Raw genomic sequence first — 23,741 nt, forward strand, 5'->3', positions numbered from 1 at the left:
ACCGCTACTCGCCGCTCGCTGTCAGTCGCGTCCGGCGATCCATTGAACATCGCTCTGCGCGTCTTGCAGCAGCGCATCGGCGATTTTGCCGGCGTCCATCTTCAGTTCGCCGTTGCGGATCGCCTGCTTGATGGCCTCGACCCGACCCATATCGATATCCTGGGTGCCCGGCTGCATCAGGCGCGCCTGCGCCTCGCTCAGTTTGACCTGCGTGCCGCTGACGGCGGTTTCCGCCACGGCGGCCTTGCGCGATTGGAGCGGGTTGTCGGCCGGGGTTTCTCGCGGTTGCACAGTGGAAACCGGCTGTAACCGCTGGGTGCGATCGATACTCATGGTCCATCTCCGTTTACGCCGTGACCGCTCGCGGGCGACGACGCTGCAATGAAAGTTTTGCGGCCCTGGTGGCCAATAAAATGCTGCTTGATTTGTCTTATCGGCAAGGTTTGCGGAACCTTTACTTTTTTATAACGTAATGCGGATCGCGCCGTCGTCCCCGACCACGCCGCTGACGATCTGCCCGGAGGCCATGCGCACCCGCACGCTGTCTTCGGCGGCGGCGTTGTTCATCGCCTTGCCCGCACCGCTGATGCTGAATCCTTCGCCCTGTGCGTTGACCTGCACCGGTTGCCCTGCCTTGATAATCCAGGCGCGGCGCAGCATGGCGAGGGTCAGCGGCTGACCGGGGCTGATGTTGCGCAGGCTGACGGCGCCCACCGCTTTGCCCGCTTCGGTCAGCGCGCGCGGCGGCAGGGTATCGAGCCGGCCTGCTTTCAACGCCAGATCCGCCGCCGTCAACCGGCTGCCGGCGCTGATGCCGCGCGCCGAAACGAGATAGCGGCCGAACACCTGCACCTGCGTCTGGATAAAACGCCGCTCCTGCCCACAGCGCGCCGAAATGCTGACGTTGCCGCCGATCCGCGCGTTGGGTGGCAGCGACAGCTGCGGCAGTTCGCAAGCGGGCCATTGGTTCGGCGGCGTGCGCACCCGCACTTTTACCTGTACCGGTTCACCGCTGAACTTGCCCTGGATGAAGCTTTCGATTTGCGTCGCCAGATCGTCGGCGCGCGCGTTCAGACTGCACAGCAGGCCGATAAGCAGCAGCATTTTACCTTTCATCGTCATCTTCTCAAGCTTCATCGGGATACGCGTAAGTGTACCCGCAGCGCGCGCAGGCTAAGCAGATAAATAGCGCCCCATTTTGCGTTTATTCCCGCGATAGGGTGGCGCAGGGGGCGTTTATGCTGTCGACTCCAAATTCTAACCTCGCGGAGGGAGCATGCTCGACAAACTGGACGCGGCTCTGCGCTTTGGCCAAGAGGCGCTGAACTTGCGCGCCCAGCGGCAGGAAATTCTGGCCGCCAACATCGCCAACGCAGACACGCCGGGTTATCAGGCGCGGGATATCGATTTCGCCAGCCAATTGAACAAGGTGCTGGAGCAGGGGCGCGTCAGCGGCAACGGCATGGCGCTCAACCTGACGGCGGCGCGCCACATCCCGGCGCAGACCCTGCAGCCGCCACAGCTCGATCTGCTGTTCCGAGTGCCGGACCAGCCGTCGATGGACGGCAACACGGTGGACATGGATCGCGAACGCACCAACTTTGCCGATAACAGCCTGAAATATCAGACCGACCTGACGCTGCTCAATGGGCAGATCAAAGGGATGATGTCCGTGCTGCAACAAGGATAAGGCGCATGTCTTTACTGAATATTTTTGATATCTCCGGCTCGGCGTTATCGGCGCAATCCCAGCGCATGAACGTCAGCGCCAGCAACATGGCCAATGCCGACAGCGTGACCGGCCCGGACGGCGAACCTTACCGCGCCAAGCAGGTGGTGTTCCAGGTCGCGGCGGCGCCGGGGCAACCGACCGGCGGCGTGCGCGTCGCCCAAGTGGTGGACGATCCGGCGCCCGAGCGTCTGGTGTATCAGCCGGGCAACCCGCTGGCGGACGCCAAGGGGTATGTGCGCATGCCGAATGTCGACGTGGTAGGGGAAATGGTCAACACCATCTCCGCTTCCCGCAGCTACCAGGCCAACGTCGAGGTGCTCAACACCACCAAGTCGATGATGATGAAGACCCTGACGCTGGGTCAGTAACCGGAGCTTCCCATGGCTATTGCCGCAACCACCAACGAGTCGTTGGATAACACCGTCATCGGTAACAACAGCAAAAATACCAACAGCCAGGATCTGCACAACAGCTTCCTGACGCTGCTAGTGGCGCAGTTGAAAAACCAGGATCCGACCAATCCGATGCAGAACAACGAGCTGACGTCGCAGCTGGCGCAGATCAACACCGTTCAGGGTATCGAAAAGCTTAACACCACGCTGGGGTCGATCTCCGGCCAGATCAACAGCAACCAGTCGCTGCAAGCCACCGCGCTGATCGGTCATGGCGTGATGGTGCCAGGCAACAACATTCTGGTCGGCAGCAAGGATGGCAAGGTCAGCACCACGCCGTTCGGCGTGGAACTGGAGCGCGCCGCCGATCAGGTGACCGCCACCATCACCAACGCCAGCGGGCAGGTGGTGCGCACCATTGAAATCGGCGGCCTGACCGCCGGCGTGCACGCCTTCACCTGGGACGGCTCGCTGGATGACGGCTCCACCGCGCCCGACGGCGCCTACAAAGTGGCGATTAACGCCAAAGGCAACGGCGAGCAACTGGTGGCGCGCAGCCTGCACTTCGGGCTGGTGAACGGCGTGATCCGCGACGGCAACGGCGCCAAGCTGGATCTCGGTCTGGCGGGCAACGCCACCCTGGAAGACGTGCGACAGATCTTATAACCCCAAGCATCAGGCTCAATCGGACGATAGCCTGACCACTATTCGGAGAATAACATGGCCTTTTCTCAGGCAGTCAGCGGCTTGAACGCGGCAGCAACCAACCTGGACGTGATCGGTAACAACATCGCCAACTCCGCGACTGCGGGCTTCAAATCCGGCAGCGTCTCCTTCGCCGACATGTTCGCCGGTTCGCAGGTCGGGCTGGGCGTCAAAGTGTCCGGCATCACCCAGAACTTCAAGGGCGGCACCACCACCGGCACCAGCCGCGCGCTGGATGTGGCCATCAACGGCAACGGCTTTTTCCGCATGCAGGATAAAGATGGCGGCATCTTCTATACCCGCAACGGCCAGTTCAAGCTGGACGAGAACCGCAACCTGACCAACATGCAGGGCCTGCAGCTGACCGGCTACCCGGCGGCCGGCTCTCCGCCGACCATCCAGCAGGGCGCCAACCCGGTGCCGCTGAGCATTCCTGAAGGCATGATGAACGCCAAGGCGTCCACCTCCGGCGAGATGGTGGCCAACCTGAAGTCCACCCATAAAGTGCCGGAGAACAAGACCTTCGATCCGACCAAACAGGACAGCTACAACTACGTCAACACCATCACCGCCTACGACTCGCTGGGCAACGCGCACAACATCAACGCCTACTTCGTGAAGACCGAAGACAACAAGTGGCAGGTCTACACCCAGGACGGCAGCGCGGCTCCGGTGGATGCCGGCACCATGGAGTTCAGCACCAGCGGCAACCTGGTCAAAACCACCAGCACCAACGGCGCGCCGGGCGAGTTCAGCATGGTGATCCCGATGGCCGCCAAAGACGGCGCGCCGGCGCAAAACTTCACCCTGAGCTTCGCCGGCAGCATGCAGCAGAACGTGGGCAGCGACTCGGTGAGCAAAGTGGCGCAGGACGGCTATGCCGCCGGTGAATACACCAACTTCCAGATCAACAACGACGGCACAGTGGTGGGTATCTATTCCAACCAGCAGACTCAAGTGCTGGGCCAGATCGTCATGGCCAACTTCTCCAACCCGGAAGGGCTGGCGTCGCAGGGCGATAACGTGTGGCAGGAAACCGGCGCGTCCGGTCAGCCGCGCGTCGGTCTGTCGGGCGGCGGCGGCTTCGGTAAGCTGACCAGCGGCGCGCTGGAGTCTTCCAACGTCGATCTGAGCCAGGAGCTGGTGAACATGATCGTCGCACAGCGTAACTACCAGTCCAACGCCCAGACCATCAAGACGCAGGACTCCATCCTGCAGACGCTGGTTAGCCTGCGCTGATAGGGCCGAGTTATGGATCACGCGATTTATACCGCGATGGGCGCGGCGCGCCAAACGCTGGAACAGCAGTCCATTACCGCCAACAACCTGGCCAATGCGTCGACGCCGGGCTTTCGCGCCCAGCTCGCCGCATTGCGCGCGGTGCCGGTCGACGGGCCGAGCCTGGCGACACGCACATTGGTAACCGCGTCGACGCCGGGCGCCGACATGAGCCAGGGGGCGCTGAACTACACGGCGCGCCCGCTGGACGTGGCGCTGCAGCAGGACGGTTTCCTGGCGGTGAGTCTGCCGGGCGGCGGTGAGGCCTATACCCGCAACGGCAACATTCAGATTTCCTCCACCGGGCAGTTGACGGTGCAGGGGATGCCGGTGATGGGCGACGGCGGCCCAATCGAGGTGCCGCCGTCGGCGGAGATCACCATCGCGGCCGACGGCACCATTTCGGCGCTGAACGCCGGCGATCCGCCGAACACCATCGCGCAGATCGGCCGCCTGAAGCTGGTGAAGGCCGATGCACGCGAAGTGATGCGCGGTGACGACGGGCTGTTCCGCCTGACGCCGGAAACCCAACAGCAGCGCGGCAATCAGTTGCAAAACGATCCGCAGGTGCGGGTAATGCCCGGGGTGCTGGAAGGCAGCAACGTCAAGCCGATGGAGACCATGGTCGACATGATCGCCAACGCCCGCCGTTTTGAAATGCAAATGAAGGTCATCCACAGCGTGGATGAAAACGAACAGCGTGCCAACTCACTGCTCTCAGTGAGCTAAGCAGCAAGGAAATAACCGATGATTCCATCCTTATGGATTGCCAAAACCGGTCTGGACGCGCAGCAGACCAACATGGACGTGATCGCCAACAACCTGGCGAACGTCAGCACCAACGGCTTCAAGCGCCAGCGTGCGGTATTTGAAGATCTGCTGTACCAGACCATGCGTCAGCCGGGCGCGCAGTCCTCCGAGCAGACTACGCTGCCTTCCGGTCTGCAGATCGGCACCGGCGTGCGTCCGGTGGCGACCGAGCGGCTGCACAGCCAGGGCAACCTGTCGCAGACCAACAACAGCAAAGACGTCGCCATCAAGGGGCAGGGTTTCTTCCAGGTGATGCTGCCGGATGGCACCCAGGCCTACACCCGCGACGGGTCGTTCCAGATCGATCAGAACGGCCAGTTGGTCACCTCCAGCGGTTTCCAGGTGCAGCCGGCGATCACCATTCCGGCGAACGCGCTGTCCATCACCGTCGGCCGCGACGGCATCGTCAGCGTCACCCAGCAAGGGCAAACCACCGCCCAGCAGGTGGGCCAACTGACGCTGACGACCTTTGTCAACGACAGCGGTCTGGAGAGCGTGGGCGAGAATCTGTATCAGGAAACCGAAAGCTCGGGCGCGCCGAACGAGAGCACGCCGGGGCTGAACGGCGCCGGTCTGCTGTATCAGGGCTACGTGGAAACCTCCAACGTCAACGTGGCGGAAGAGCTGGTCAACATGATCCAGACTCAGCGCGCTTATGAGATCAACAGCAAAGCGGTATCGACCTCCGATCAGATGCTGCAAAAGCTGACGCAACTGTAATCTGTCCTTGACGGGCCCGGCATGCCGCGCCCGTCATTCTCTTTCGTGAAACAAAGGCGATACCCGTGGTAACCACATATTCGATGGCAATCCTGCCGCGGCAGGGACAACGCTGGCTGGCGGGAATGGTGATGCTGACGCTGAGCGGCTGCGCTTATATTCCGCACAAACCGCTGGTGGACGGCGCGACCACGGCGCAACCCGCGCCGGCCAGCGCGCCGATGCCGAACGGCTCGATCTTCCAGACGGTGCAGCCGATGAACTACGGCTATCAGCCGCTGTTCGAAGACCGCCGGCCGCGCAACGTCGGCGACACCCTGACCATCGTGCTGCAGGAAAACGTCAGCGCCAGCAAAAGCTCCTCCGCCAACGCCAGCCGCAACGGCGCCAGCAAGTTCGGCGTCGCCACCTCGCCGCGTTATCTCGACGGCCTGTTGGGCAATGCGCGCGCCGATATGGACATTTCCGGCGACAGCACCTTCGGCGGCAAGGGCGGCGCCAACGCCAACAACACCTTCAACGGCACCATCACGGTGACGGTCAACCAGGTGCTGGCCAACGGCAACCTGCACGTGGTGGGGGAAAAGCAGATCGCCATCAACCAGGGCACCGAATTCATCCGCTTCTCCGGCGTCGTCAACCCGCGCACCATCAGCGGCAACAACTCGGTGACCTCGACGCAGGTGGCGGACGCGCGTATCGAATACGTCGGCAATGGCTATATCAACGAAGCGCAGACCATGGGCTGGCTGCAGCGCTTCTTCTTAAATGTTTCACCGTTCTAAGGATTGACTGATGCTGAAAAAATGGTTTATCGCGCTGTGCGTCGGGCTGGTGTGCTTGCCGGCGGCGGCGGAGCGCATCCGCGATCTGGTGACGGTGCAGGGCGTGCGAGACAACGCCCTGATCGGCTACGGCCTGGTGGTGGGGCTGGACGGCTCCGGCGACCAGACCATGCAGACGCCGTTCACCACCCAAAGCTTGAGCAACATGCTGTCGCAGCTGGGCATCACCGTGCCGCCGGGCACCAACATGCAGCTGAAAAACGTGGCGGCGGTGATGGTGACCGCCAAACTGCCGCCGTTCTCACGCGCCGGGCAGAATATCGACGTGGTGGTTTCTTCGATGGGCAACGCCAAGAGCCTGCGCGGCGGCACTTTGCTGATGACGCCGCTCAAAGGCGTGGATAATCAGGTCTATGCGCTGGCGCAGGGCAACGTGCTGGTCGGCGGCGCGGGCGCGGCGGCCGGCGGCAGCAGCGTGCAGGTCAACCAGCTGGCGGGCGGGCGCATCAGCAACGGCGCCACCATCGAGCGCGAGCTGCCGACCACCTTCGGCAGCGGCGGCGTTCTCAACCTTCAGCTGAACGACGAGGATTTCACGCTGGCGCAGCAGATCAGCGACGCCATCAACCGCCAACGCGGCGGCGGCACCGCGACGCCGCTCGACGCCCGCACGATCCAGGTGCTGGTGCCGCAGGGCAATAGCTCTCAGGTGCGCTTCCTGGCGGAGATTCAAAACATCACCGTCAACGTCGGGGCGATGGACGCCAAAGTGATCATCAACTCGCGCACCGGGTCGGTGGTGATGAACCGCGATGTGATCCTCGATTCTTGCGCCGTCGCCCAGGGCAACCTGTCGGTGGTGGTCGATCGGCAGAACACCGTCAGCCAACCGACGACGCCGTTCGGCGGCGGCCAGACGGTGGTGACGCCTAACACCCAGATCTCGGTGCAACAGCAGGGCGGATCGCTGCAGAAAGTGAACGCCAGCGCCAACCTGAACAACGTGATCCGGGCGCTGAACGCGCTGGGCGCCACGCCGATCGATCTGATGTCGATCTTGCAGGCGATGCAAAGCGCCGGCTGCCTGCGCGCCAAGCTGGAAATCATCTGATGGCCGGCGATCTGATGGCGATGTCGGGCGCGGCCTATGACGCCCAGGCGCTGAACGGCCTGAAGCGCGACGCGGCAGCCGACCCGCAGGGCAACCTCGAGCAGGTGGCGCAGCAGGTAGAAGGCATGTTCGTGCAGATGATGCTGAAAAGCATGCGTTCCGCCTTGCCGCAGGACGGGGTGTTGAGCAGCGACCAAACGCGGCTGTATACCTCGATGTACGACCAGCAAATCGCCCAGCAGATGTCGCAAAAAGGGCTGGGGCTGGCCGACATGATGGTCAAGCAGATGAGCAACGCCAACGCGGTGCCGAGCGAAACGGCGGGCCTGTCGCCGATGGCGCTGGACAACGAGGTGCTGCAAACGCTGCCGAACCAGGCGCTGGAGCAAATGGTGCGCCGGGCGATGCCGAAGGCCCCGCCGGCCGCCGCGCCGCTGTCGCTCAACAACGGCAACTTCGTCGCTCGCCTGTCGATACCGGCGAAGGTCGCCAGCCAGCAGAGCGGCATTCCGCATCAGCTGATCGTCGCGCAGGCGGCGCTGGAGTCCGGTTGGGGGCAGCGCGAAATCCCGACATCAGACGGCACGCCGAGCTACAACCTGTTCGGCATCAAGGCCGGCGGCAGCTGGAGCGGACCGGTGACGGAGATCACCACCACCGAGTTCGAACAGGGTGCGGCGAAGAAGGTGAAGGCGAAGTTCCGCGTCTACGGTTCCTATGTGGAAGCGATCGCCGATTACGTCAAGCTGTTGACCAACAACCCGCGCTACGCCGATGTGGCCGCTGCGCGCAGCCCGGAGCAGGCGGCGCATGCGCTGCAACGCGCCGGGTACGCCACCGACCCGCAGTACGCCAGCAAACTGGTCAGCGTGATTCAGCAGATGAAGAACGCGGGGGAGCAGGCGGTGAAAGCCTATACCCACGATCTGAACGATTTGTTCTAAATCCCCCGTCATTCTTGACGCTGCAGCGGCGCCAATTATTTAGGGGGTAGGCGGCAATGGAGGCTCGCTGGATGCTGACCGCATTGCCGCTTTTTTTCCTCAAGTTCTTCTCATTTTTGCCGATAACCGAAACAGGCTGAGCGAACAGGCTCAGCAGCTCAATTAAGAACCCTGTGGGCCACCGGCGCCGCAGCATAAGGAATTCCGATGTCCAATAGCTTAATCAATACCGCGATGAGCGGGCTGAATGCGGCTCAGGTGGCGCTCAGTACCGTCAGCAACAACATCTCCAACTACAACGTGGCGGGCTACAACCGCCAGACCGCGATCCTGGCGCAGAATGGCGGCATGGCCACCATGAGCGGCTTTATCGGCAACGGCGTGACCGTCACCAGCGTCAACCGCGAATACAACCAGTTCATCACCAACCAGCTGCGCGGCGCACAAAGCGCGTTCGGGGCGCAAAACGCCTATTACGAGAAGATTTCACAGATCGACAACCTGTTGGCGAGCAAGACCAACCCGCTGTCGACCAACATGCAGGACTTCTTCACCAACCTGCAGAACCTGGTGAGCAACGCCGGTGACGACGCCGCGCGCCAGACGGTGCTGGGCAAGGCTAACGGCCTGGTGAACCAGTTCAACAACACCGATAAATTCCTGCGCGATATGGATAACGGCGTTAATCAGCAGATCAGCGATACGGCGCAGCAGATCAACAGCTACGGCCAACAGATCGCCAAGCTGAACGACGAGATCACCCGTTTGCGCGGCAGCGCCGCCGGCGAGCCGAATGCGTTGCTGGATCAGCGCGATCAGCTGGTCACAGAATTGAACCAGCTGGTGGGCGTACAGGTCACGCAGCAGGACGGCGACGCCTATACCGTCTCCTTCGCCAACGGCTTGACGCTGGTGCAGGGCAGCAACACCTATCAGGTGGAAGCCGTGCCTTCCAGCAGCGATCCTTCCCGTCTGACCATCGGCTATAACCGCGGCAACGGCGCCAGCGAAGTGCCGGAAGGCCAGATCACCAGCGGCACGCTGAGCGGCGTGCTGAAATTCCGCAGCGAAACGCTGGACGGCGTGCGCAATCAACTGGGCCAGTTGGCGCTGGCGATGGCGGACAGCTTTAACCAACAGCATCGCGCCGGCTTCGATCTGAACGGCGATGCGGGCGGCGACTTCTTCAGCTTCAGCGGCGGCCGGGTGGTGGATAACACCCGCAACACCGGCGACGCGTCGCTGTCGGTCGCTTATACCGATACCGGCAAGGTGAAAGCCAACGATTATCGCGTCGAGTTCGACGGCAGCAACTGGCAGGTCAGCCGCCTGCCGGACAACGTGAAAGTCAACGCGACGCCGGGCACCAGCGCCGACGGCAAACCGACGCTGAACTTCGACGGGTTGGAAGTGAGCATCGACGGCAATGCGCAAGCCAAAGACAGCTTCACCGTGAAGCCGGTCAGCGACGTGGCGGGCAACCTGAAAGTGGCCATCACCGATTCGTCCAAGATCGCCGCCGCCGGTAAAGACGACAGCGGGCGCGGCGATAACGAAAACGCCAAGAAGCTGCTGGATCTGCAGACCAAAAACCTGGTGGACGGCAAGGCGACCCTGAGCGGCGCTTACGCCGGCATCGTCAGCGGCGTCGGCAACCAGACCGCTGCCGCCAAGGCCATCGCCACGTCGCAGGCCAAGATCGTCACGCAACTGGGCGCGCAACAGCAGTCGATGTCCGGCGTCAACCTTGACGAAGAGTATGGCGAGCTGCTGCGTTTCCAGCAGTACTACATGGCCAACGCGCAGGTGATTCAGACCGCCAGCTCGCTGTTCGACGCGCTGCTGAATATTCGTTGATTTCATTGTTAATCGGCGCCGATAACGGCGCCGGTCGCTCAGAGTAAGGAACCCACAGCATGCGCATGAGCACCAGCATGATGTACCAACAGAACATGAACGGCATCACGGGCAACCAGTCGCTGTTCATGAAGGCGGCCGAGCAGCTTTCTTCGGGCAAGCGGGTGATCAACCCGTCCGACGATCCGCTGGCGGCGTCGCGCGCGGTGATGTTGTCGCAATCGCAGGCGGAAAACAGCCAGTACACGCTGGCGCGCACCTTCGCTCGTCAGAACGTGTCGATGGAAGAAACGGTATTGGCCGGCGCGACCTCCACCATCGCGGACATGAAGGCGCTGATCGTCAACGCCGGCGGCACCGAAAGCGATAACGATCGCCAGTCGCTGGCCACCCAGCTGCAGGGGCTGAAAGATCAGCTGCTGAATCAGGCCAACAGCACCGACGGCAACGGCCGCTATATGTTCGGCGGGTATGTGAACGACAAGGCGCCGTTCGTCGATAACGGCGGCACCGTCAGCTATCAGGGCGGCGACAAGACGGTTCAGCAGAAAGTGGACGCCAACCGCACCATGACCATCGGCCATACCGGCAACGCGGTGTTCATGTCGTTGACCAGCAACCCTAAGCCCGAGCCGGACGGCAGCGCGCCGGTCAGCAACGTATTCGAGAGCATCGATATCGCGCTGAACGCGCTGAAAACCCCGCTGCAGGGCGCCGACGAGGCCACCAAGCAGCAGGTGAACGATGCGCTGGCGAAAGCCAACCGCGGCCTGGACAACTCCTACAACAACGTGCTGAGCGTGCGCGCCGAGCTGGGCAGCCAGCTGCAGGAGATGGATCAGCTGGACAGCATCGGTAAAGAGCGTGACATGACCAACCAGATCCAGATGAGCGCGTTGACGGATGCCGACCTGGCCGAGTCTATCTCGTCTTATTTCATGCAGCAGGCGGCGCTGCAGGCGTCGTATAAAACCTTCAGCGATATGCAGGGCATGTCGCTGTTCCAGATGAATCGTTAAGAGCAATACCCCGTTGCCTGACCGCGACGGGTTTCCCTTTAGTGCGCTTAGAAAATGCCTTCTCCGCCCCGCGGGGAGGGAGGCTTCTTGAAACCGGGCGCACTCGTTTGGCGCGTCACTCGTTCTCCCACTACTGACTGAGTGACGCGCCTTTTTTTCATCAGGAAAGTAATAATAAGATTGTCACCCCTGTTTAATGCGTAACGGCATGATTGAAATCAGTGGCGGAAAAATCGCGATAGATATTATTTCCCTGACGATAAATAGCGCTGCTATTTCTTTTTCTTCTCCACTTTCCATTTTCCGCCGTCGGCCGTCTCGGTAAACGAAACTCTAAACTTGTTGCTTTTCCAGTGGGTCAAACCGAATAACCGGCGTGCTTTTCGGTTGCTTTTCGCTTTAATCATGAATTCGCTCCTGTGGTTAGCAAAGGTCGATGCTGCGCCCTGCAGCCGGCGGGTGCCGGACGCATTTATTCAGGGTGTAAGTTATCTGTCGCGCATTTAACCCTGCGTGACTGCGTTATTTTTTATTTTCACTTGGGAGTCAACGTTTTTATCGCCGCTGATGGCTAGCGTGGTACAAGCGATATTTCTGTTGCCGGGTCTATTCTAGGTCGGGGTTTTATTTATTCAAGCCGCCGGAGACATTTGAACCTTAATCCGGATAAAAGCCGTTTCTCAGGCTTTTGTCCCAAGAAAGCGTTTTTATTGCCATTTTGTCTTAGGCGGAAGAGGGGGAAGGAAGGGGCCGCCGGATTCAGAAGGTCATGCCGCCGATCACCGCCGCCAATCGATCGAACACTTCGCCGAACAGGTGTTCGCAGAACGGCGCCAGCATCGGCATCATCATGCCCAGCGTCATGATGCCGAAGGTCATGGTGACCGGGAAGCCGATCACGAAGACCGACAGCTGCGGCGTCATGCGGTTGAGCAGGCCGAGCGCCATGTTGAGCGTCAGCAGCAGGCAGATCAGCGGCAGCGCCAGCATCATGCCGTTGATGAAGATCAGCGAGCCGACCTGAGTCAGCACCAGGAAGCCGTTTCCGTTCAGCGGCTGCGTTTGGACAGGCAGGGTGTGGAAACTGTCCGCCAGCAGCGAAATCAGCCACAGATGGCCGTCAAAGCTGAGGAACAGCAGCATCGCCAGCAGGTTGAGCAGGCGCGCCAGCACCGGCATGTTCGGGCCGCCGCTGGGATCGAAGAAGGTGGCGAACGACAGGCCCATCTGCATGCCGATCACTTCGCCCGCCAGGCGCACCGCCGCGAAGGCGAACTGCATGGTCAATCCCAGCGCCACGCCGATCAGAATCTGTTGGATCGCCAGCCACAGGCCGGCGGCGGAGAAGATCGGGATATTGCTGGCGGGCAGCGTCGGCGCAATCAGGATGACGATCAGCCCGCCAAGGCCGATTTTGACCTTTTTGCTGATTTGCTTTTCGCTGAATATCGGCGCGGTGCTTATCAGCGCCAGAATGCGCAGCAGCGGCCAAAAGTAGTGGCTGAGCCAGACGGTGAGCTGGGCGCTGTCGAAGGCGAGCACGGTCAGCCGATCAGGGTTGGCAGGTTGCTGAACAGGGTGCGCATGTAGTCCAGCAGCAGGTTCAACATCCAGGGGCCGGCGATGATGATGGTGGCCACCACCGCCAGAATTTTAGGGATGAACGACAGCGTCATTTCGTTGATCTGGGTGGCGGCCTGCAGCAGGCTGACGACCAGGCCGCTGATCAGCGCCGCCAGCAGCAGCGGGGCGGCCAGCGCCAGCGCGACTTTCATCGCCTCGGTGCCGAGCGCCATAACCGATTCAGGTGTCATCTCGCGTTCTCCGGTCAGGGGTTACGAATAGAAGCTCTGCGCCAGCGAGCCGAGCAGCAGCTGCCAGCCATCGACCAGCACGAACAGCATCAGCTTGAACGGCAGCGAGATAGTGGCCGGCGGCACCATCATCATCCCCAGCGCCATCAGCACGCTGGCGACCACCAGGTCGATGATCAAGAACGGAATAAACACCGTAAAGCCGATCTGGAAGGCGGTTTTCAGTTCACTGGTGACGTAGGCGGGCAGCAGGATGCGCATCGGCACCGCTTCCGGGCCGGCCAGCGGCGGCTGATTGGCCAGTCTGGCGTACAGCGCGAGATCGGTTTCGCGCGTTTGCCGCAGCATGAATTCGCGCAGCGGCTGCGCGCCTTTATCCAGTGCGACCTCCAGCCCGATCTTGTCCTGGCTGAACGGCAGATAGGCGTCCTGATAAACCTTGTCGAACACCGGCGACATGATGAAGAAGGTCAGGAACAGCGCCAGCCCCAGCATCACCTGGTTCGGCGGCGCCGAAGGCGTGCCCAGCGCGTTGCGCAGCAGGCCGAGCACGATGATGATGCGGGTGAAGCTGGTCATCATCAGCAGCATGGCCGGCAGGAAGGTCAGTGAAGTCAACAGCACCAGCGTCTGCACCGGCAGCGACCAGCTTTGGCCGCCATTGGCCAGCGGTTGGCTGATCAGCCCCGGCAGTTGTGCAAAAGCCGCCGGGCTGATCAGCAGCAGGGCGGCGGGGAGCCAAACCGCCGGGCGGCGGACGAGGGTATGAAGAGTCGAGGTCATGCCGATTTTTCCGGGCGTTTCATAACTTTTTGCATCAGTTGACGGAAGTCCGCCGGTGTCGCCGCGTCGGCCGCGCCCTCGTCTTTCGGCGGGGCGGGCAGGGTGTGCAGCGGGGTGATCTGCTGGGCGGTGACGCCCAATACCAGCAAGGTGTCGTCGACTTCCACCACCACCACGCGTTCACGCTGCCCGACCTGGCAACTGGCGCGCAGGTTGAGCAGTTTGTTGTTGCGCGCCTGCGGGGCGAAACCCAGCCGACGGAACAGCCAACCGGCCAGCAGGATCAGCAGCAGAATGCCGCCGAGCGCGCTGCTGACCTGCATCAACACCGAACCGGCCGGCAAGGCCGGCGCGGCGGGGGGGGGGGTGCTTTGGACGGTAACGGGCGCCGCGGCGGTCATCAGCGGCTCAGTCGACGCATGCGTTCGGAGGGGGTGATGATGTCGGTGATGCGCACGCCGAACTTGTCGGCCACCACCACCACTTCACCTTGCGCGATCAGGTAACCGTTGATCAGGATATCCAGCGGTTCGCCGGCCAGGCCGTCCAGCGCCACCACCGAGCCTTGCGACAGGCGTAGCAGCTCTTTGATGGTCATCTTGGTGCGCCCCAGTTCCACGGTCAGCTTGACCGGAATATCCAGGATCAGGTCGATATCCTGCAGGCTGCCGAGCGCATCCTGAGCTTCCAGCGACTTGAACACCCCTTCGGTGCTCGCGCCGGATTTCTCTGAAGACTGCTGCTCGTTAAACGCATCAGCCCACAGATCGTCTACGGATTCCTTTCCTTCGCCAGACGGTTGCTTAGGATCACTCATTGGGCTGTTCCTCACTCAGAGCATTCAAAATAGGGTTAATCAAATGTTCAACACGCAGGGCGTATTGCCCGTTCAACGTGCCGTATTGGCTGGTCAGAACCGGTACGCCGTCCACATGGGCGATCAGGCGTTCCGGCTTGTCTATCGGTAATACATCGCCCGGTTGCAGCTTCAGGACTTTCGACAGCCGCATCGGGATATCGACGAAGTTGGCGATCAGTTCCAGTTCGGAATGCTGCACCTGCTTCACCAGGGTTTCGCGCCAGTGGCTGTCTTCCTGCCGCGAGTTTTCCAGCGGCGGGTTGGTCAACAGCTCGCGCAGCGGTTCGATCATCGCGAACGGAATGCAGATGTTGAACTCGCCGGTCAGCGCGCCGATCTCCACTTGGAACGGCGTGGTGACCACGATGTCGTTCGGCGAGGTGGTGATGTTGGTGAACTTCACCTGCATTTCGGCGCGCACGTATTCCACATCGATTTTGTAGATGGCGCTCCAGGCGTCGCCATAGGCGTCCAGCGCCAGGCGCAGCATGCGTTTGATCACCCGCTGTTCGGTCGGAGTGAATTCGCGGCCTTCGACCTTGGTCGGGAAGCGGCCGTCGCCGCCGAACAGGTTGTCGACGGCGATGAACACCAGACTCGGCGCGAACACGAACAGAGCAGTGCCGCGCAGCGGATTCAGATGCACCAGGTTCAGGTTGGTCGGCACCGGCAGGTTGCGGGCGAACTCGTGATACGGCTGGATTTTGATCGGGCCGACGGTAATGTCCGGGCTGCGGCGCAGCAGGTTGAACAACCCCATGCGGAACTGCCGGGCAAAACGTTCGTTGATGATTTCCAGCGCGTGCAGACGCTCGCGCACCACGCGGCGCTGGGTGTTCGGATCGTAAGGCTTGACCTCGCTCTCTTTGCCGACCACCGCCTCGGGTTCATCACCCGCGCTGTCGCCGTTGAGCAAGGCGTCGATCTCTGCCTGTGAAAGAATGCTATCGCCCATAGTGATTACCGCAGTATGAAGGCGGTGAACAGCACGTCGCTGACCACCTGCTTCGGTTGTCCCTTAACCAGCGGCGGGCTGAGCACGTCCTTAATCTGCGCCACCAGCTGTTGCTTCCCTTGTTCATTGGCCAACTGGCTCGCTTCCTGGCGGGAGAGCAGCATCAGCAAGCGGCTGCGCACTTCCGGCAGAAAATCGTTCAGCTGACGGCGGGTACTTTCGTCCGGCAGACGCAGCGTGAGGCCGATGTACAGCACGCGATCCGGGTTGTTGTCCGGCGTCACCAGGTTGACGGTAAAGGTGTCGAGCGGCATGAACACCGGCGCGGCCGGCGGTTGCTGTTTGGCGGCGGCCGGTTCGGCGCCGTTTTTATGCTGTTGCAGCAGCCACCAGCTGTAGCCCGCGGCGCCACAGGCGACGACGCTGATCAACACCAGCAGGATGACCAGAAGGGAGCGTTTCGGTGCTGCCGGAAGGGTGTTCTGAGACATAGCCAAATCTAATTCCTGTTGTTCCACCCGCGGCCGGCGAGGCGGCGGGCATGGCGCGCGGCAAAGCCGCACGCATGACATGTAAAGGTATTATCGCGTCTATCGCGGCGTGCAATAGCCTGAATAGACGCGCAAATGGGTGCCAGCTTGGGCGTTTGCGGCGGCTCAGGCGAAAATATCGACGCCGTTGACCGCGCTGGCCATGCGCTGCAGCGCCATCGGCGCGCTGACGCCATCGGCGGCCGCAGCCTCATCGCCAGGGTGTTCCGCATAGCTGGAACGCCCCTGGCTGTTGGAGGCCTGCTGCTGCGCCTGTTGCCATTGTGGCGTGGACTCGCCGCCCACGCTGCTCTGCCCCAGGTTGATGCCGCTCTCCGCCAGCGCGTGGCGCAGCTGCGGCATCGCCGCTTCCACCGCCGCGCGCACCTGGCCGTGAGCGGAGGCGATGTGCAGTTGCGCCTGCTGATCGTCCAGTTTCAACGTGATCTGCAAGGCGCCCAGCTCCTGCGGATGCAGACGCAGCTCGGCGCTTTGCTGGCCGTTGCGATGGAACATCAGCACCTGTTGGTTCAACGCCTGCTGCCATTCCGGGCTACCCAACTGCGCGTTTAACTGCGGCGTAGGCGGCGCCGTCACCAGTGAGCCGGCCGGGGCGGCCGTTTGCGTTGGGCTGGCGGCGGCCAGGGCGACGGCGTGATTGAGCGTCGGCTGCTGCTGGGTATCGCCCGCCGGCAGCGGCTGTGCGGCACTTGCGCGCTCGCCGCTGGTCGATTGCGGGAGCGCCGCCGTGGCATTATCGCCATCGGCTGCAGGCGTTTTCGTGCCTGTTCCTGTCGGAGCAGGGGATGCCGATGAACGCGCGGCGGTGTTATCACCGGCCGCCGCAATGTTCAGCAGGCCATTGCCGGTCTGCAGCGCGGCCGCATCGTCAGCGTTTTCCACCGGCAGCGGCCGTTGGCCATCGGCTGGCTGAGGCTGGGCGACGATCGCGGCCGGCAGCATGGCATACAGCGCCTGCAGCGTCGCGGCATCCAGCTCTTTGGCGGCGGCGATCGGCGGCTGCGCCGGTTTATCGCCGGCCACGAGCGTCTCGCTCTCGGCGCCTTCAGGTGAAAGCGCGTCGGCTGGGGTTGCCAGACCCGGCAGCAGGCCGCCGCGCTCGCCGAAGGTGGCCAGCAGTTGATTGAGCTGATTGCGGCTCAGGGCCGGGGCGCGTTCATCGTCCGCGCTCAGCGCGACCGGCGGCTGTTTGCCGTCGGCGGCGGGCGCAAAACGTGCGCCGAGCAGTTGGGCGAAAGCGGATGACAGCTGGCTCTCATCCAGCGCCGACGTCAGTTCGGCCAGACCGCCGGCATCGCCGGGTAAGGCCAGGCCGGGCAGGGCGTTCAGATTCATGGGTTGATATTCCTTTGTGCACTGCGTTGAGCGAACTCATCCATCAGTTTTTGATCCCGTTTATTCTCCTGCTGCTGCTCCGCATTTATGGCGCGGGTATGCAGAGTCTCGAAAGCATTCAGCCGCTGTTGTTTGTCTTGCCATTGCTTCACCGCATGATCCACTTTCTGCCCCCACTGCAGCAGCTGCTGGCGGTGCTGGTCGATGGCCTGTTCCAGCGTGCCGATAAACTGCTGGTAGTTTTGCCAGCGAGAGCTGTCCATGCCGTCGCAAAGCGTATGATTCAGCTTCTGGCGATATTCGTCCTGATAGTTGAGCAGCATCGACAGCTGTTGCTCCGCCGCCTGCTGCGCCTGCCGCACCTGGCCAAGCTGTTGCGCGGCCTGTTCCACCGCATCCTGCGCCAGATCGCGCAGGGTAATCAGGGGGGATTGTGATTTCATCGCTGTGCGCCTCTGGTGACGTTAAACAATCAACTGCTGCAGCTGTTGACAGGCTTCATCGTAGCCGCTGCGTTCAAAGATGCCCTGTTGCAGGTACGCTTCCATCTGCGGGTACAGCGTCATCGCTTTGTCCAGCAACGGATCGCTGCCCGCCGCGTAGGCGCCGACGCTGATCAGATCGCGGTTGCGCTGATAGCTGGCCAGCATCTGCTTGAAGGTGCGTACCCGGCGGTAATGCTCTTCGTCGATCAGCGATGTCATGGCGCGGCTGATTGACGCTTCGATGTCGATCGCCGGGTAGTGGCCGGCCTCCGCCAGCCGCCGCGACAGCACCACGTGGCCGTCGAGGATGGCGCGCGCCGAGTCGGCGATCGGATCTTGCTGATCGTCCCCTTCGGTCAACACGGTGTAGAAGGCGGTGATGGAGCCGCCGCCGCTGATGCCGTTGCCCGCGCGTTCCACCAGCGCAGGCAGCTTGGCGAAGACCGAGGGCGGATAGCCTTTGGTCGCCGGCGGTTCGCCGATGGCCAGGGCGATCTCACGCTGCGCCATGGCGTAGCGGGTAAGGGAGTCCATGATCAGCAACACGTGCTGCCCGCGATCGCGGAAATCTTCGGCGATGCGGGTGGCGTAGGCCGCCCCCTGCATGCGCAGCAGCGGCGACACGTCCGCCGGCGCAGCGATCACCACCGAGCGCGCCCGGCCTTCGGCGCCGAGAATGTTCTCGATAAAGTCTTTGACCTCGCGGCCGCGCTCGCCGATCAGGCCAACGACGATCACATCCGCCTGGGTATAACGGGCCATCATGCCGAGCAACACGCTCTTGCCGACGCCGGAGCCGGCGAACAGGCCCATGCGCTGGCCGCGACCGACGGTCAGCAGACCGTTGATGGTGCGCACCCCCACGTCCAGCACCTGCTCGATCGGCGTGCGCTGCAAGGGGTTGAACGGCGCGGTGATCAGCGGCGCGCGGTAACCGGTTTCCGGCGAAGGCAGGCCGTCGAGCGGTTTGGCGCTGCCGTCCAGCACGCGCCCCAGCAGCGCCGGGCCGAGCGGCAGCTGTTTGCCGGCGCTTTGGCCTTCCGGCGCGATGCGGGCGTAAACCCGCGCGCCCGGCACGATGCCTTCGACTTCTTCCAGCGGCATCAGGAACAGCCGTTGGCCGTTGAAGCCGACCACTTCGCTTTCCACTTCCTGCACCTCACCGGCGTCGTGCCGTTCGATGAGGCAGGTCGCCCCGAGCGGCAGCTGCAGGCCGGTAGCCTCCAGCACCAACCCGGTGGCGCGGGTCAGGCGACCGTAGCGGCGCACCGTCGGCGCGCGGGCGATGCGTTTTTCCAGCGTATCCAGAGAACTCAGCCAGCGGCCGAGACGCGCGGTCATCAGACTTCTCCCGGTGCCGCCAGGCGGCACAGTTCATGCCAGCGCGTCGCCAGGCTGGCGTCAAGATCGCCTTCCTCGGCGCTGACCTTGCAGCCGCCCGGATGCAGTTCGCCGTCCGCCAACAGGCGCCAGCCGTGCAGGCTGAGGGTAACCCCCAACTGCTGCTCGACGCGTGGATAGTCGTCCGGGTGGACCCGCAGCTGCGGCTTGCCGTTGAACATCGGCTCCTGTTGAATCAGCTGTTGGATCTGCGCGAGCAGGGCGGTGCCGTCGCACACCGGCGGCTGGCCCAGCACCTGTTTGGCGGCGGTCAATGCCAGTTGCATCAGCCGCGAAGCGATCACGCTGTCGAGCGCGTCCAGCGTGTGCTGGAATTCAGTAACCAACTGCTGCCAGTGGGCGGTCAGCGGCTGTTGCTGCTGCTGCGCTTCCAACAGCCCTTGCTGACGGCCTTCTTCCAGACCGGACTGAAAACCGGCTTCATAGCCTTTTTGCTGGCCGTCGGCATAGCCCAACTGCTGGCCCTGTTGCTCGGCCTGCAGCCGCAGCGTCGCCAACTGCTGCTGCAATTCGGCCTGCGCGTCCGGCGACGGATCGCTTTGTTCGAGATCCGGCAGCGGCGGCAGTTCGAACGCCGGTTTCTGTTCGCCCAAATCGTTGAGCGACCAGGGCTGCCAGGGCAGGGTGTTAATGCGATCAGACATAGGTGTCCTCGCCGCCGCCGATGATCATTTCGCCGGTTTCCGCCAGGCGTCTTACCACCAACAGGATGGCTTTCTGCTCGTTCTCCACCTGCGACATGCGCACCGGCCCACGGTTGGCCAGATCGTCGCGCAGGATGTCGGCGGCGCGTTGCGACATGTTCTTGAGGAACTTCTCGCGCAGCGGCTGTTCGGCGCCTTTCAACGCGATCAGCAGCGACTCGCCTTCCACTTCCTGCAGCAGGCGCTGGATGCTGCGATCGTCGACTTCCACCAGGTTTTCGAACAGGAACATCTCGTCGATGATCTTCTGCGCCAGCTCGCCGTCGTATTCGCGCATCGCGTCGATGACCGCTTCTTCCTGCTGGGTTTTCATCAGGTTGATGATCTCGGCGGCGGTGCGCACCCCGCCCATTTTGCTGCGCTTGAGGTTCTGGCCGTCGAGCAGGTTGTTCAGCACTTCGGTCAGCTCTGCCAACGCCGCCGGCTGCACGCCGCCGAAGGTGGCGATACGCAGCATCACGTCGTTGCGCAGGCGCTCGTCGAACAGGGCCAGGATGTCCGCCGCCTGGCCGCGTTTGAGGTGCACCAAAATAGTGGCGATGATCTGCGGGTGTTCGTCGCGGATCAGATCGGCGGCGCTCTGCGGCTCCATAAAGTTGAGCGTTTCCATGCCGGTGGTGGTCTCGCGCGATTCGAGAATGTCTTCCAGCAGGCTGGCGGCGCGCTCTTCGCCCAGCGCCTTGACCAGCACCGAGCGCAGGTAGTCGCTGGCGTTGACGCTCAGCGCCGCGTATTGCTCGGCGTCGTCTTCAAACTCGGTCAGTATTTCGCCGAGCTGTTTGTGTGAAACCTGGCTCATGCCGGCCATGGTGCCGCTCAGCAGCTGTACTTCGCGCGAGGAGAGGTGTTTGAACACCTCCGCCGCGCGATCTTCACCCAGCGTCATCAGCAAGATGGCGCTTTTGTCGGTTCCGGTCAGGCTCATATCTCGTTACTCATCCATTGGCGGATTACCAGAGCGACCACGCGCGGGTCTTTGTCAGCCAGATCGCGGATCCGCTGGCTCTGGACTTCTGCGCTGACGCGCTGCTGCGATTTGCGACGCTGCGCCAGCTCCTCGTTGCTCGGTTTGTTGCTGTCGACCGCTTTGGCGGCAGGGGCGTTGGCGGCGGCGATGGCGGCCTGTTGCGCAGCCTGGCGCTGTTGCAGCTGCGGCCGCACCAGTTTGCGCCACAGCAGCCAGGCCACCAGCAGCACCAGCAGATAGCGGCCCGCGTCGATCAGGCGATCGATAAACGACTGGCTTTGCCAGAACGGCAGTTCGCCACCGGTCACCTGAGTGTCGGTAAACGGCGTATTGACCACGTTCAGGGTATCGCCACGGCTGCTGGAGTAGCCCATCGCTTCACGCACCAGCGCTTCGATCTGCGCCAACTGCTCTTTGCCCATCGGCTGCGGTTTGCCGTCTTTACCGGTGCCCAGGTAGTTGACCACCACGGCGACCGACAGACGCTGCACGGTGCCGGCTTTGTGCTGGGTATGGCGGATGGTGCGATCGAGCTCGTAGTTGGTGGTCGCGTCGCGTCGGGTATTTTGCGGCACGCCGCTGGCCGCCGCGCTGCGGGTGGTTGCGGCGTTTTGCGCGGTGGCGTTGGCATTGTTGCCTGCCGCGGGCTTGGCGGTTTCAATCGGCGCGGTGGCCGGCGCGCTCGGTTGGTTGGACAGCGCGCCTGGCACGCCACCCACCTGCGGCCCGCCGATCTGTTCGCTCAGGCTGGTTTGCTGGGAGCGGATAGCGGCTTTGTCCGGCTGCTGGTTCGGCTGGTATTGTTCATCGGTTTGCTCGCGCGTGGCGAAGTCGATCTGTGCTGTGACCTGCGCACGCACGTTGGCGCTGCCGACCACCGGAGCGAGGATCGCTTCGATGCGGCGCTGGAAGCCGTTTTCCACTTCGTTGGCGTATTTCAGCTGCGAAGCGTTGAGATCGCGCCCGGTGCCGTCGGACTGGGTCAGCAGGCGGCCGGCCTGATCGACCACGGTCACGTTGCCCGGCGGCAGGCCGGCGACGCTGCTCGACACCATATAAACGATGGCGTTGATCTGGCCGTCGTCCAGCGCACGGCCGGGTTGCAGGGTGAGCGTTACCGAGGCGGAAGGGGATTTCTGTTCGCGCACGAACAGCGAAGGTTTAGGCAGCGCCAGGTGAACGCGGGCGTTTTGCACCGGCCCCAGCGATTCGATGGTGCGCGACAGCTCGCCCTCGAGGGCGCGCTGATAGTTAATCTGCTCGCTGAACTGGCTGATGCCGAATTTTTCCTGGTCCAGCAGTTCGAAGCCGACGGCGCCGCCTTTCGGCAGCCCTTGCTGCGCCAGACGCAGACGGGTTTCATGCACCTTTTCCGCCGGGATCAGCAGCGCCGCGCCATTCTCGGCAAAGCGGTAAGGGATGTTCATCTGCGTCAGTTGGGTGACGATGGCGCCGCCGTCGCGGTCGTTCAGATTGCTGTACAGCACGCGGTAGTCGGGGCTTTTCACCCACAACAGCAGCGCGACGACGATCGCGATCGCGGCGGAAGCGGCGACCAGCAACGGAATTTTCGGGTTGGCGCGCAGACGGTTCCAGATGGCCTGCAGGCCGTTGTCGCGGCTTTCGCCGGCGGTTATCGAAGCACTCATTTTAGGTCTCGTCCTTCAATGGCGCTCACGATCCCGTACGGGCCGCTGAGCAGCTCCCTGCCAGGCTGATGAACGGTATGGTTAGCGTTGTGTGACAAAACAGACTCCCTGATACACATATCTTCTAAATAGCGGCGCTCCCATTTCTGGGCAGGCCATTATTCGCCTTATCAGACAATTCCGATTGCCCGATAAGCCGGGTTTTTTGCAGTTAATTAACCGCTTTAGGTCCGAAAACGCTGTGCTAGGGTGTGCATCATTGGAGAAGTGCAGGGTGAAAACGTCACCCGGCGAGACGAGATGATTGAGGACCAGATGGCGATTCAGGGCATTGAAGGGGTGCTGCAGCAGATGCAGACCATGGCGGTTCAGGCCGGCAAGATGGGGCAGAATGCGGCGCCGCAGGGCGTCAGCTTCGCCAGCGAACTGACCGCGGCGCTCGGCAAGATCAGCGAGACCCAGCAAACGGCGCGCAAGCAGGCGCAGGATTTCGAGCTGGGCGCGCCAGGCATCAGCCTGAACGATGTGATGGTCGATCTGCAGAAATCGTCGGTGTCTTTGCAGCTGGGCGTGCAGGTGCGCAACAAGCTGGTGGCGGCCTACCAGGATATTATGAATATGCCGGTGTGATACTACGCGACATCAGCGTGGTTTCACCTGCTGAAAGCGGCCTGCCTGGGAGGTGGTAGGCCGCTTTATGGCTTTAACCCTTTCTTATCTGTGCTTACACCTCTCTGTATATAGCGATATAGCGCTCCCCATTTTTATCGTAAACACCCATTATTCGGTCAATAGCGGATTTCCCCGTTTGGCAGCGGTCCTGTAGTACCTGAAACAGCGGTTATAACTCTGTGACTCTGAGAATTCTTGATACGTTCATAATAC

At 62.3% G+C, this 23,741-nt stretch carries 28 protein-coding genes; 12 read left to right on the forward strand and 16 right to left on the reverse strand.

What is annotated here, in order from left to right; translation table 11 throughout:
• Window positions 1–21: 21 nt before the first annotated feature.
• Window positions 22–333 (reverse strand): flagellar biosynthesis anti-sigma factor FlgM, encoded by a 312-nt coding sequence (gene flgM, locus ACJ8PL_RS12225; protein WP_016927295.1) that lies wholly within the window; start codon window positions 331–333, stop codon window positions 22–24.
• A 129-nt stretch (window positions 334–462) separates the two neighbouring features.
• Complete coding sequence (gene flgA, locus ACJ8PL_RS12230; RefSeq protein ID WP_049299124.1) at window positions 463–1,116, reverse strand: flagellar basal body P-ring formation chaperone FlgA; 654 nt, start codon at window positions 1,114–1,116, stop codon at window positions 463–465.
• 160 nt (window positions 1,117–1,276) lie between these two features.
• On the opposite strand from flgA, the gene flgB reads away from it, so the two are divergent.
• The 11 genes from flgB to flgL all read left to right on the forward strand — a co-directional run bounded on the left by flgB (window position 1,277) and on the right by flgL (window position 11,353).
• Window positions 1,277–1,690, forward strand: a complete 414-nt coding sequence (flgB, locus tag ACJ8PL_RS12235) for a flagellar basal body rod protein FlgB (RefSeq protein ID WP_015378256.1) — start codon at window positions 1,277–1,279, stop codon at window positions 1,688–1,690.
• A gap of 5 nt (window positions 1,691–1,695) precedes the next feature.
• Window positions 1,696–2,100, forward strand: coding sequence for a flagellar basal body rod protein FlgC (flgC, locus tag ACJ8PL_RS12240; protein ID WP_004934826.1), 405 nt, complete (start codon window positions 1,696–1,698; stop codon window positions 2,098–2,100).
• 12 nt (window positions 2,101–2,112) lie between these two features.
• Complete coding sequence (gene flgD, locus ACJ8PL_RS12245; protein ID WP_016927297.1) at window positions 2,113–2,790, forward strand: flagellar hook assembly protein FlgD; 678 nt, start codon at window positions 2,113–2,115, stop codon at window positions 2,788–2,790.
• A gap of 54 nt (window positions 2,791–2,844) precedes the next feature.
• Window positions 2,845–4,068 (forward strand): flagellar hook protein FlgE, encoded by a 1,224-nt coding sequence (gene flgE / locus ACJ8PL_RS12250; RefSeq protein WP_016927298.1) that lies wholly within the window; start codon window positions 2,845–2,847, stop codon window positions 4,066–4,068.
• 12 nt (window positions 4,069–4,080) lie between these two features.
• Window positions 4,081–4,836, forward strand: a complete 756-nt coding sequence (locus ACJ8PL_RS12255; RefSeq protein WP_016927299.1) for a flagellar basal body rod protein FlgF — start codon at window positions 4,081–4,083, stop codon at window positions 4,834–4,836.
• A gap of 18 nt (window positions 4,837–4,854) precedes the next feature.
• Window positions 4,855–5,637, forward strand: coding sequence for a flagellar basal-body rod protein FlgG (flgG, locus tag ACJ8PL_RS12260; protein WP_049299126.1), 783 nt, complete (start codon window positions 4,855–4,857; stop codon window positions 5,635–5,637).
• An 83-nt stretch (window positions 5,638–5,720) separates the two neighbouring features.
• Window positions 5,721–6,422, forward strand: a complete 702-nt coding sequence (gene flgH, locus ACJ8PL_RS12265; protein ID WP_004934817.1) for a flagellar basal body L-ring protein FlgH — start codon at window positions 5,721–5,723, stop codon at window positions 6,420–6,422.
• A 10-nt stretch (window positions 6,423–6,432) separates the two neighbouring features.
• Entirely contained in the window at window positions 6,433–7,533 is a 1,101-nt protein-coding gene (locus tag ACJ8PL_RS12270) for a flagellar basal body P-ring protein FlgI (RefSeq protein ID WP_004934816.1), read from the forward strand.
• Window positions 7,533–8,477 carry a flagellar assembly peptidoglycan hydrolase FlgJ gene (flgJ, locus tag ACJ8PL_RS12275; RefSeq protein ID WP_442531192.1) on the forward strand — a complete coding sequence of 315 codons (945 nt, stop codon included), beginning with the start codon at window positions 7,533–7,535 and terminating at the stop codon, window positions 8,475–8,477. The genes ACJ8PL_RS12270 and flgJ overlap by 1 nt, the downstream gene beginning before the upstream one ends.
• A 207-nt stretch (window positions 8,478–8,684) precedes the next feature.
• Window positions 8,685–10,334, forward strand: coding sequence for a flagellar hook-associated protein FlgK (gene flgK / locus ACJ8PL_RS12280; RefSeq protein WP_016927301.1), 1,650 nt, complete (start codon window positions 8,685–8,687; stop codon window positions 10,332–10,334).
• Window positions 10,335–10,393: 59 nt separating this feature from the next.
• Entirely contained in the window at window positions 10,394–11,353 is a 960-nt protein-coding gene (gene flgL, locus ACJ8PL_RS12285; RefSeq protein ID WP_016927302.1) for a flagellar hook-associated protein FlgL, read from the forward strand.
• A gap of 272 nt (window positions 11,354–11,625) precedes the next feature.
• Here flgL and sra read toward each other — a convergent pair whose 3' ends face one another.
• The 14 genes from sra to fliF form a co-directional block, all read right to left on the reverse strand.
• On the reverse strand, window positions 11,626–11,760 hold the full coding sequence (gene sra, locus ACJ8PL_RS12290) for a stationary-phase-induced ribosome-associated protein (RefSeq protein WP_087763075.1): 135 nt from the start codon (window positions 11,758–11,760) through the stop codon (window positions 11,626–11,628).
• A gap of 352 nt (window positions 11,761–12,112) precedes the next feature.
• Window positions 12,113–12,895 (reverse strand): flagellar biosynthetic protein FliR, encoded by a 783-nt coding sequence (gene fliR / locus ACJ8PL_RS12295; protein WP_110147109.1) that lies wholly within the window; start codon window positions 12,893–12,895, stop codon window positions 12,113–12,115.
• Between the two features lie 2 nt (window positions 12,896–12,897).
• Window positions 12,898–13,167 (reverse strand): flagellar biosynthesis protein FliQ, encoded by a 270-nt coding sequence (gene fliQ / locus ACJ8PL_RS12300; RefSeq protein WP_004934803.1) that lies wholly within the window; start codon window positions 13,165–13,167, stop codon window positions 12,898–12,900.
• A gap of 21 nt (window positions 13,168–13,188) precedes the next feature.
• A complete protein-coding gene (gene fliP, locus ACJ8PL_RS12305) occupies window positions 13,189–13,950 on the reverse strand; it encodes a flagellar type III secretion system pore protein FliP (protein ID WP_004934802.1) in 762 nt (253 codons plus the stop codon).
• On the reverse strand, window positions 13,947–14,351 hold the full coding sequence (gene fliO / locus ACJ8PL_RS12310; RefSeq protein WP_197754854.1) for a flagellar biosynthetic protein FliO: 405 nt from the start codon (window positions 14,349–14,351) through the stop codon (window positions 13,947–13,949). The genes fliP and fliO overlap by 4 nt, the downstream gene beginning before the upstream one ends.
• Window positions 14,351–14,767 (reverse strand): flagellar motor switch protein FliN, encoded by a 417-nt coding sequence (gene fliN, locus ACJ8PL_RS12315; RefSeq protein WP_004934799.1) that lies wholly within the window; start codon window positions 14,765–14,767, stop codon window positions 14,351–14,353. Before fliN ends, fliO begins: the two co-directional genes overlap by 1 nt.
• Entirely contained in the window at window positions 14,760–15,764 is a 1,005-nt protein-coding gene (gene fliM / locus ACJ8PL_RS12320; RefSeq protein ID WP_004934798.1) for a flagellar motor switch protein FliM, read from the reverse strand. Before fliM ends, fliN begins: the two co-directional genes overlap by 8 nt.
• Window positions 15,765–15,769: 5 nt before the next feature.
• Complete coding sequence (gene fliL / locus ACJ8PL_RS12325; protein ID WP_016927307.1) at window positions 15,770–16,255, reverse strand: flagellar basal body-associated protein FliL; 486 nt, start codon at window positions 16,253–16,255, stop codon at window positions 15,770–15,772.
• Between the two features lie 165 nt (window positions 16,256–16,420).
• Window positions 16,421–17,650: a flagellar hook-length control protein FliK gene (locus ACJ8PL_RS12330; protein ID WP_016927308.1), complete on the reverse strand. Its 1,230-nt coding sequence runs from the start codon at window positions 17,648–17,650 to the stop codon at window positions 16,421–16,423.
• Window positions 17,647–18,093 carry a flagellar export protein FliJ gene (gene fliJ / locus ACJ8PL_RS12335; RefSeq protein WP_016927309.1) on the reverse strand — a complete coding sequence of 149 codons (447 nt, stop codon included), beginning with the start codon at window positions 18,091–18,093 and terminating at the stop codon, window positions 17,647–17,649. The genes ACJ8PL_RS12330 and fliJ overlap by 4 nt, the downstream gene beginning before the upstream one ends.
• A gap of 21 nt (window positions 18,094–18,114) precedes the next feature.
• Complete coding sequence (gene fliI, locus ACJ8PL_RS12340) at window positions 18,115–19,476, reverse strand: flagellar protein export ATPase FliI (RefSeq protein ID WP_004934781.1); 1,362 nt, start codon at window positions 19,474–19,476, stop codon at window positions 18,115–18,117.
• Window positions 19,476–20,180, reverse strand: a complete 705-nt coding sequence (gene fliH / locus ACJ8PL_RS12345) for a flagellar assembly protein FliH (RefSeq protein ID WP_016927310.1) — start codon at window positions 20,178–20,180, stop codon at window positions 19,476–19,478. The genes fliI and fliH overlap by 1 nt, the downstream gene beginning before the upstream one ends.
• A complete protein-coding gene (fliG, locus tag ACJ8PL_RS12350) occupies window positions 20,173–21,165 on the reverse strand; it encodes a flagellar motor switch protein FliG (protein WP_004934775.1) in 993 nt (330 codons plus the stop codon). Before fliG ends, fliH begins: the two co-directional genes overlap by 8 nt.
• The gene (gene fliF, locus ACJ8PL_RS12355; RefSeq protein WP_048794699.1) at window positions 21,162–22,856 is read right to left on the reverse strand and encodes a flagellar basal-body MS-ring/collar protein FliF; all 1,695 of its coding nucleotides are present in this window, start codon (window positions 22,854–22,856) and stop codon (window positions 21,162–21,164) included. Before fliF ends, fliG begins: the two co-directional genes overlap by 4 nt.
• 315 nt (window positions 22,857–23,171) lie before the next feature.
• On the opposite strand from fliF, the gene fliE reads away from it, so the two are divergent.
• Complete coding sequence (gene fliE / locus ACJ8PL_RS12360; protein WP_004934773.1) at window positions 23,172–23,486, forward strand: flagellar hook-basal body complex protein FliE; 315 nt, start codon at window positions 23,172–23,174, stop codon at window positions 23,484–23,486.
• Window positions 23,487–23,741: the final 255 nt, after the last annotated feature.

Source organism: Serratia sp. CY83965, from assembly GCF_052166375.1.
In the GTDB taxonomy this organism is placed as follows: Bacteria; Pseudomonadota; Gammaproteobacteria; order Enterobacterales; family Enterobacteriaceae; genus Serratia; species Serratia marcescens.

Excerpts from the sequence above, each read along its gene's own strand:
- fliG (WP_004934775.1), bottom strand. The coding sequence starts at position 21,165 with ATGAGCCTGACCGGAACCGACAAAAGCGCCATCTTGCTGATGACGCTG.
- fliJ (WP_016927309.1), bottom strand. The coding sequence starts at position 18,093 with ATGAAATCACAATCCCCCCTGATTACCCTGCGCGATCTGGCGCAGGAT.
- flgK (WP_016927301.1), top strand. The coding sequence starts at position 8,685 with ATGTCCAATAGCTTAATCAATACCGCGATGAGCGGGCTGAATGCGGCT.
- ACJ8PL_RS12255 (WP_016927299.1), top strand. The coding sequence starts at position 4,081 with ATGGATCACGCGATTTATACCGCGATGGGCGCGGCGCGCCAAACGCTG.
- fliI (WP_004934781.1), bottom strand. The coding sequence starts at position 19,476 with ATGACCGCGCGTCTCGGCCGCTGGCTGAGTTCTCTGGATACGCTGGAA.
- fliP (WP_004934802.1), bottom strand. The coding sequence starts at position 13,950 with ATGACCTCGACTCTTCATACCCTCGTCCGCCGCCCGGCGGTTTGGCTC.
- fliH (WP_016927310.1), bottom strand. The coding sequence starts at position 20,180 with ATGTCTGATCGCATTAACACCCTGCCCTGGCAGCCCTGGTCGCTCAAC.
- fliL (WP_016927307.1), bottom strand. The coding sequence starts at position 16,255 with ATGTCTCAGAACACCCTTCCGGCAGCACCGAAACGCTCCCTTCTGGTC.
- fliN (WP_004934799.1), bottom strand. The coding sequence starts at position 14,767 with ATGAGTGATCCTAAGCAACCGTCTGGCGAAGGAAAGGAATCCGTAGAC.
- flgG (WP_049299126.1), top strand. The coding sequence starts at position 4,855 with ATGATTCCATCCTTATGGATTGCCAAAACCGGTCTGGACGCGCAGCAG.
- fliQ (WP_004934803.1), bottom strand. The coding sequence starts at position 13,167 with ATGACACCTGAATCGGTTATGGCGCTCGGCACCGAGGCGATGAAAGTC.
- fliO (WP_197754854.1), bottom strand. The coding sequence starts at position 14,351 with ATGACCGCCGCGGCGCCCGTTACCGTCCAAAGCACCCCCCCCCCCGCC.
- flgM (WP_016927295.1), bottom strand. The coding sequence starts at position 333 with ATGAGTATCGATCGCACCCAGCGGTTACAGCCGGTTTCCACTGTGCAA.
- fliM (WP_004934798.1), bottom strand. The coding sequence starts at position 15,764 with ATGGGCGATAGCATTCTTTCACAGGCAGAGATCGACGCCTTGCTCAAC.
- flgH (WP_004934817.1), top strand. The coding sequence starts at position 5,721 with ATGGCAATCCTGCCGCGGCAGGGACAACGCTGGCTGGCGGGAATGGTG.
- ACJ8PL_RS12270 (WP_004934816.1), top strand. The coding sequence starts at position 6,433 with ATGCTGAAAAAATGGTTTATCGCGCTGTGCGTCGGGCTGGTGTGCTTG.
- fliE (WP_004934773.1), top strand. The coding sequence starts at position 23,172 with ATGGCGATTCAGGGCATTGAAGGGGTGCTGCAGCAGATGCAGACCATG.
- fliF (WP_048794699.1), bottom strand. The coding sequence starts at position 22,856 with ATGAGTGCTTCGATAACCGCCGGCGAAAGCCGCGACAACGGCCTGCAG.
- flgC (WP_004934826.1), top strand. The coding sequence starts at position 1,696 with ATGTCTTTACTGAATATTTTTGATATCTCCGGCTCGGCGTTATCGGCG.
- flgE (WP_016927298.1), top strand. The coding sequence starts at position 2,845 with ATGGCCTTTTCTCAGGCAGTCAGCGGCTTGAACGCGGCAGCAACCAAC.
- sra (WP_087763075.1), bottom strand. The coding sequence starts at position 11,760 with ATGATTAAAGCGAAAAGCAACCGAAAAGCACGCCGGTTATTCGGTTTG.
- flgL (WP_016927302.1), top strand. The coding sequence starts at position 10,394 with ATGCGCATGAGCACCAGCATGATGTACCAACAGAACATGAACGGCATC.
- flgJ (WP_442531192.1), top strand. The coding sequence starts at position 7,533 with ATGGCCGGCGATCTGATGGCGATGTCGGGCGCGGCCTATGACGCCCAG.
- flgD (WP_016927297.1), top strand. The coding sequence starts at position 2,113 with ATGGCTATTGCCGCAACCACCAACGAGTCGTTGGATAACACCGTCATC.
- ACJ8PL_RS12330 (WP_016927308.1), bottom strand. The coding sequence starts at position 17,650 with ATGAATCTGAACGCCCTGCCCGGCCTGGCCTTACCCGGCGATGCCGGC.
- flgA (WP_049299124.1), bottom strand. The coding sequence starts at position 1,116 with ATGAAAGGTAAAATGCTGCTGCTTATCGGCCTGCTGTGCAGTCTGAAC.
- flgB (WP_015378256.1), top strand. The coding sequence starts at position 1,277 with ATGCTCGACAAACTGGACGCGGCTCTGCGCTTTGGCCAAGAGGCGCTG.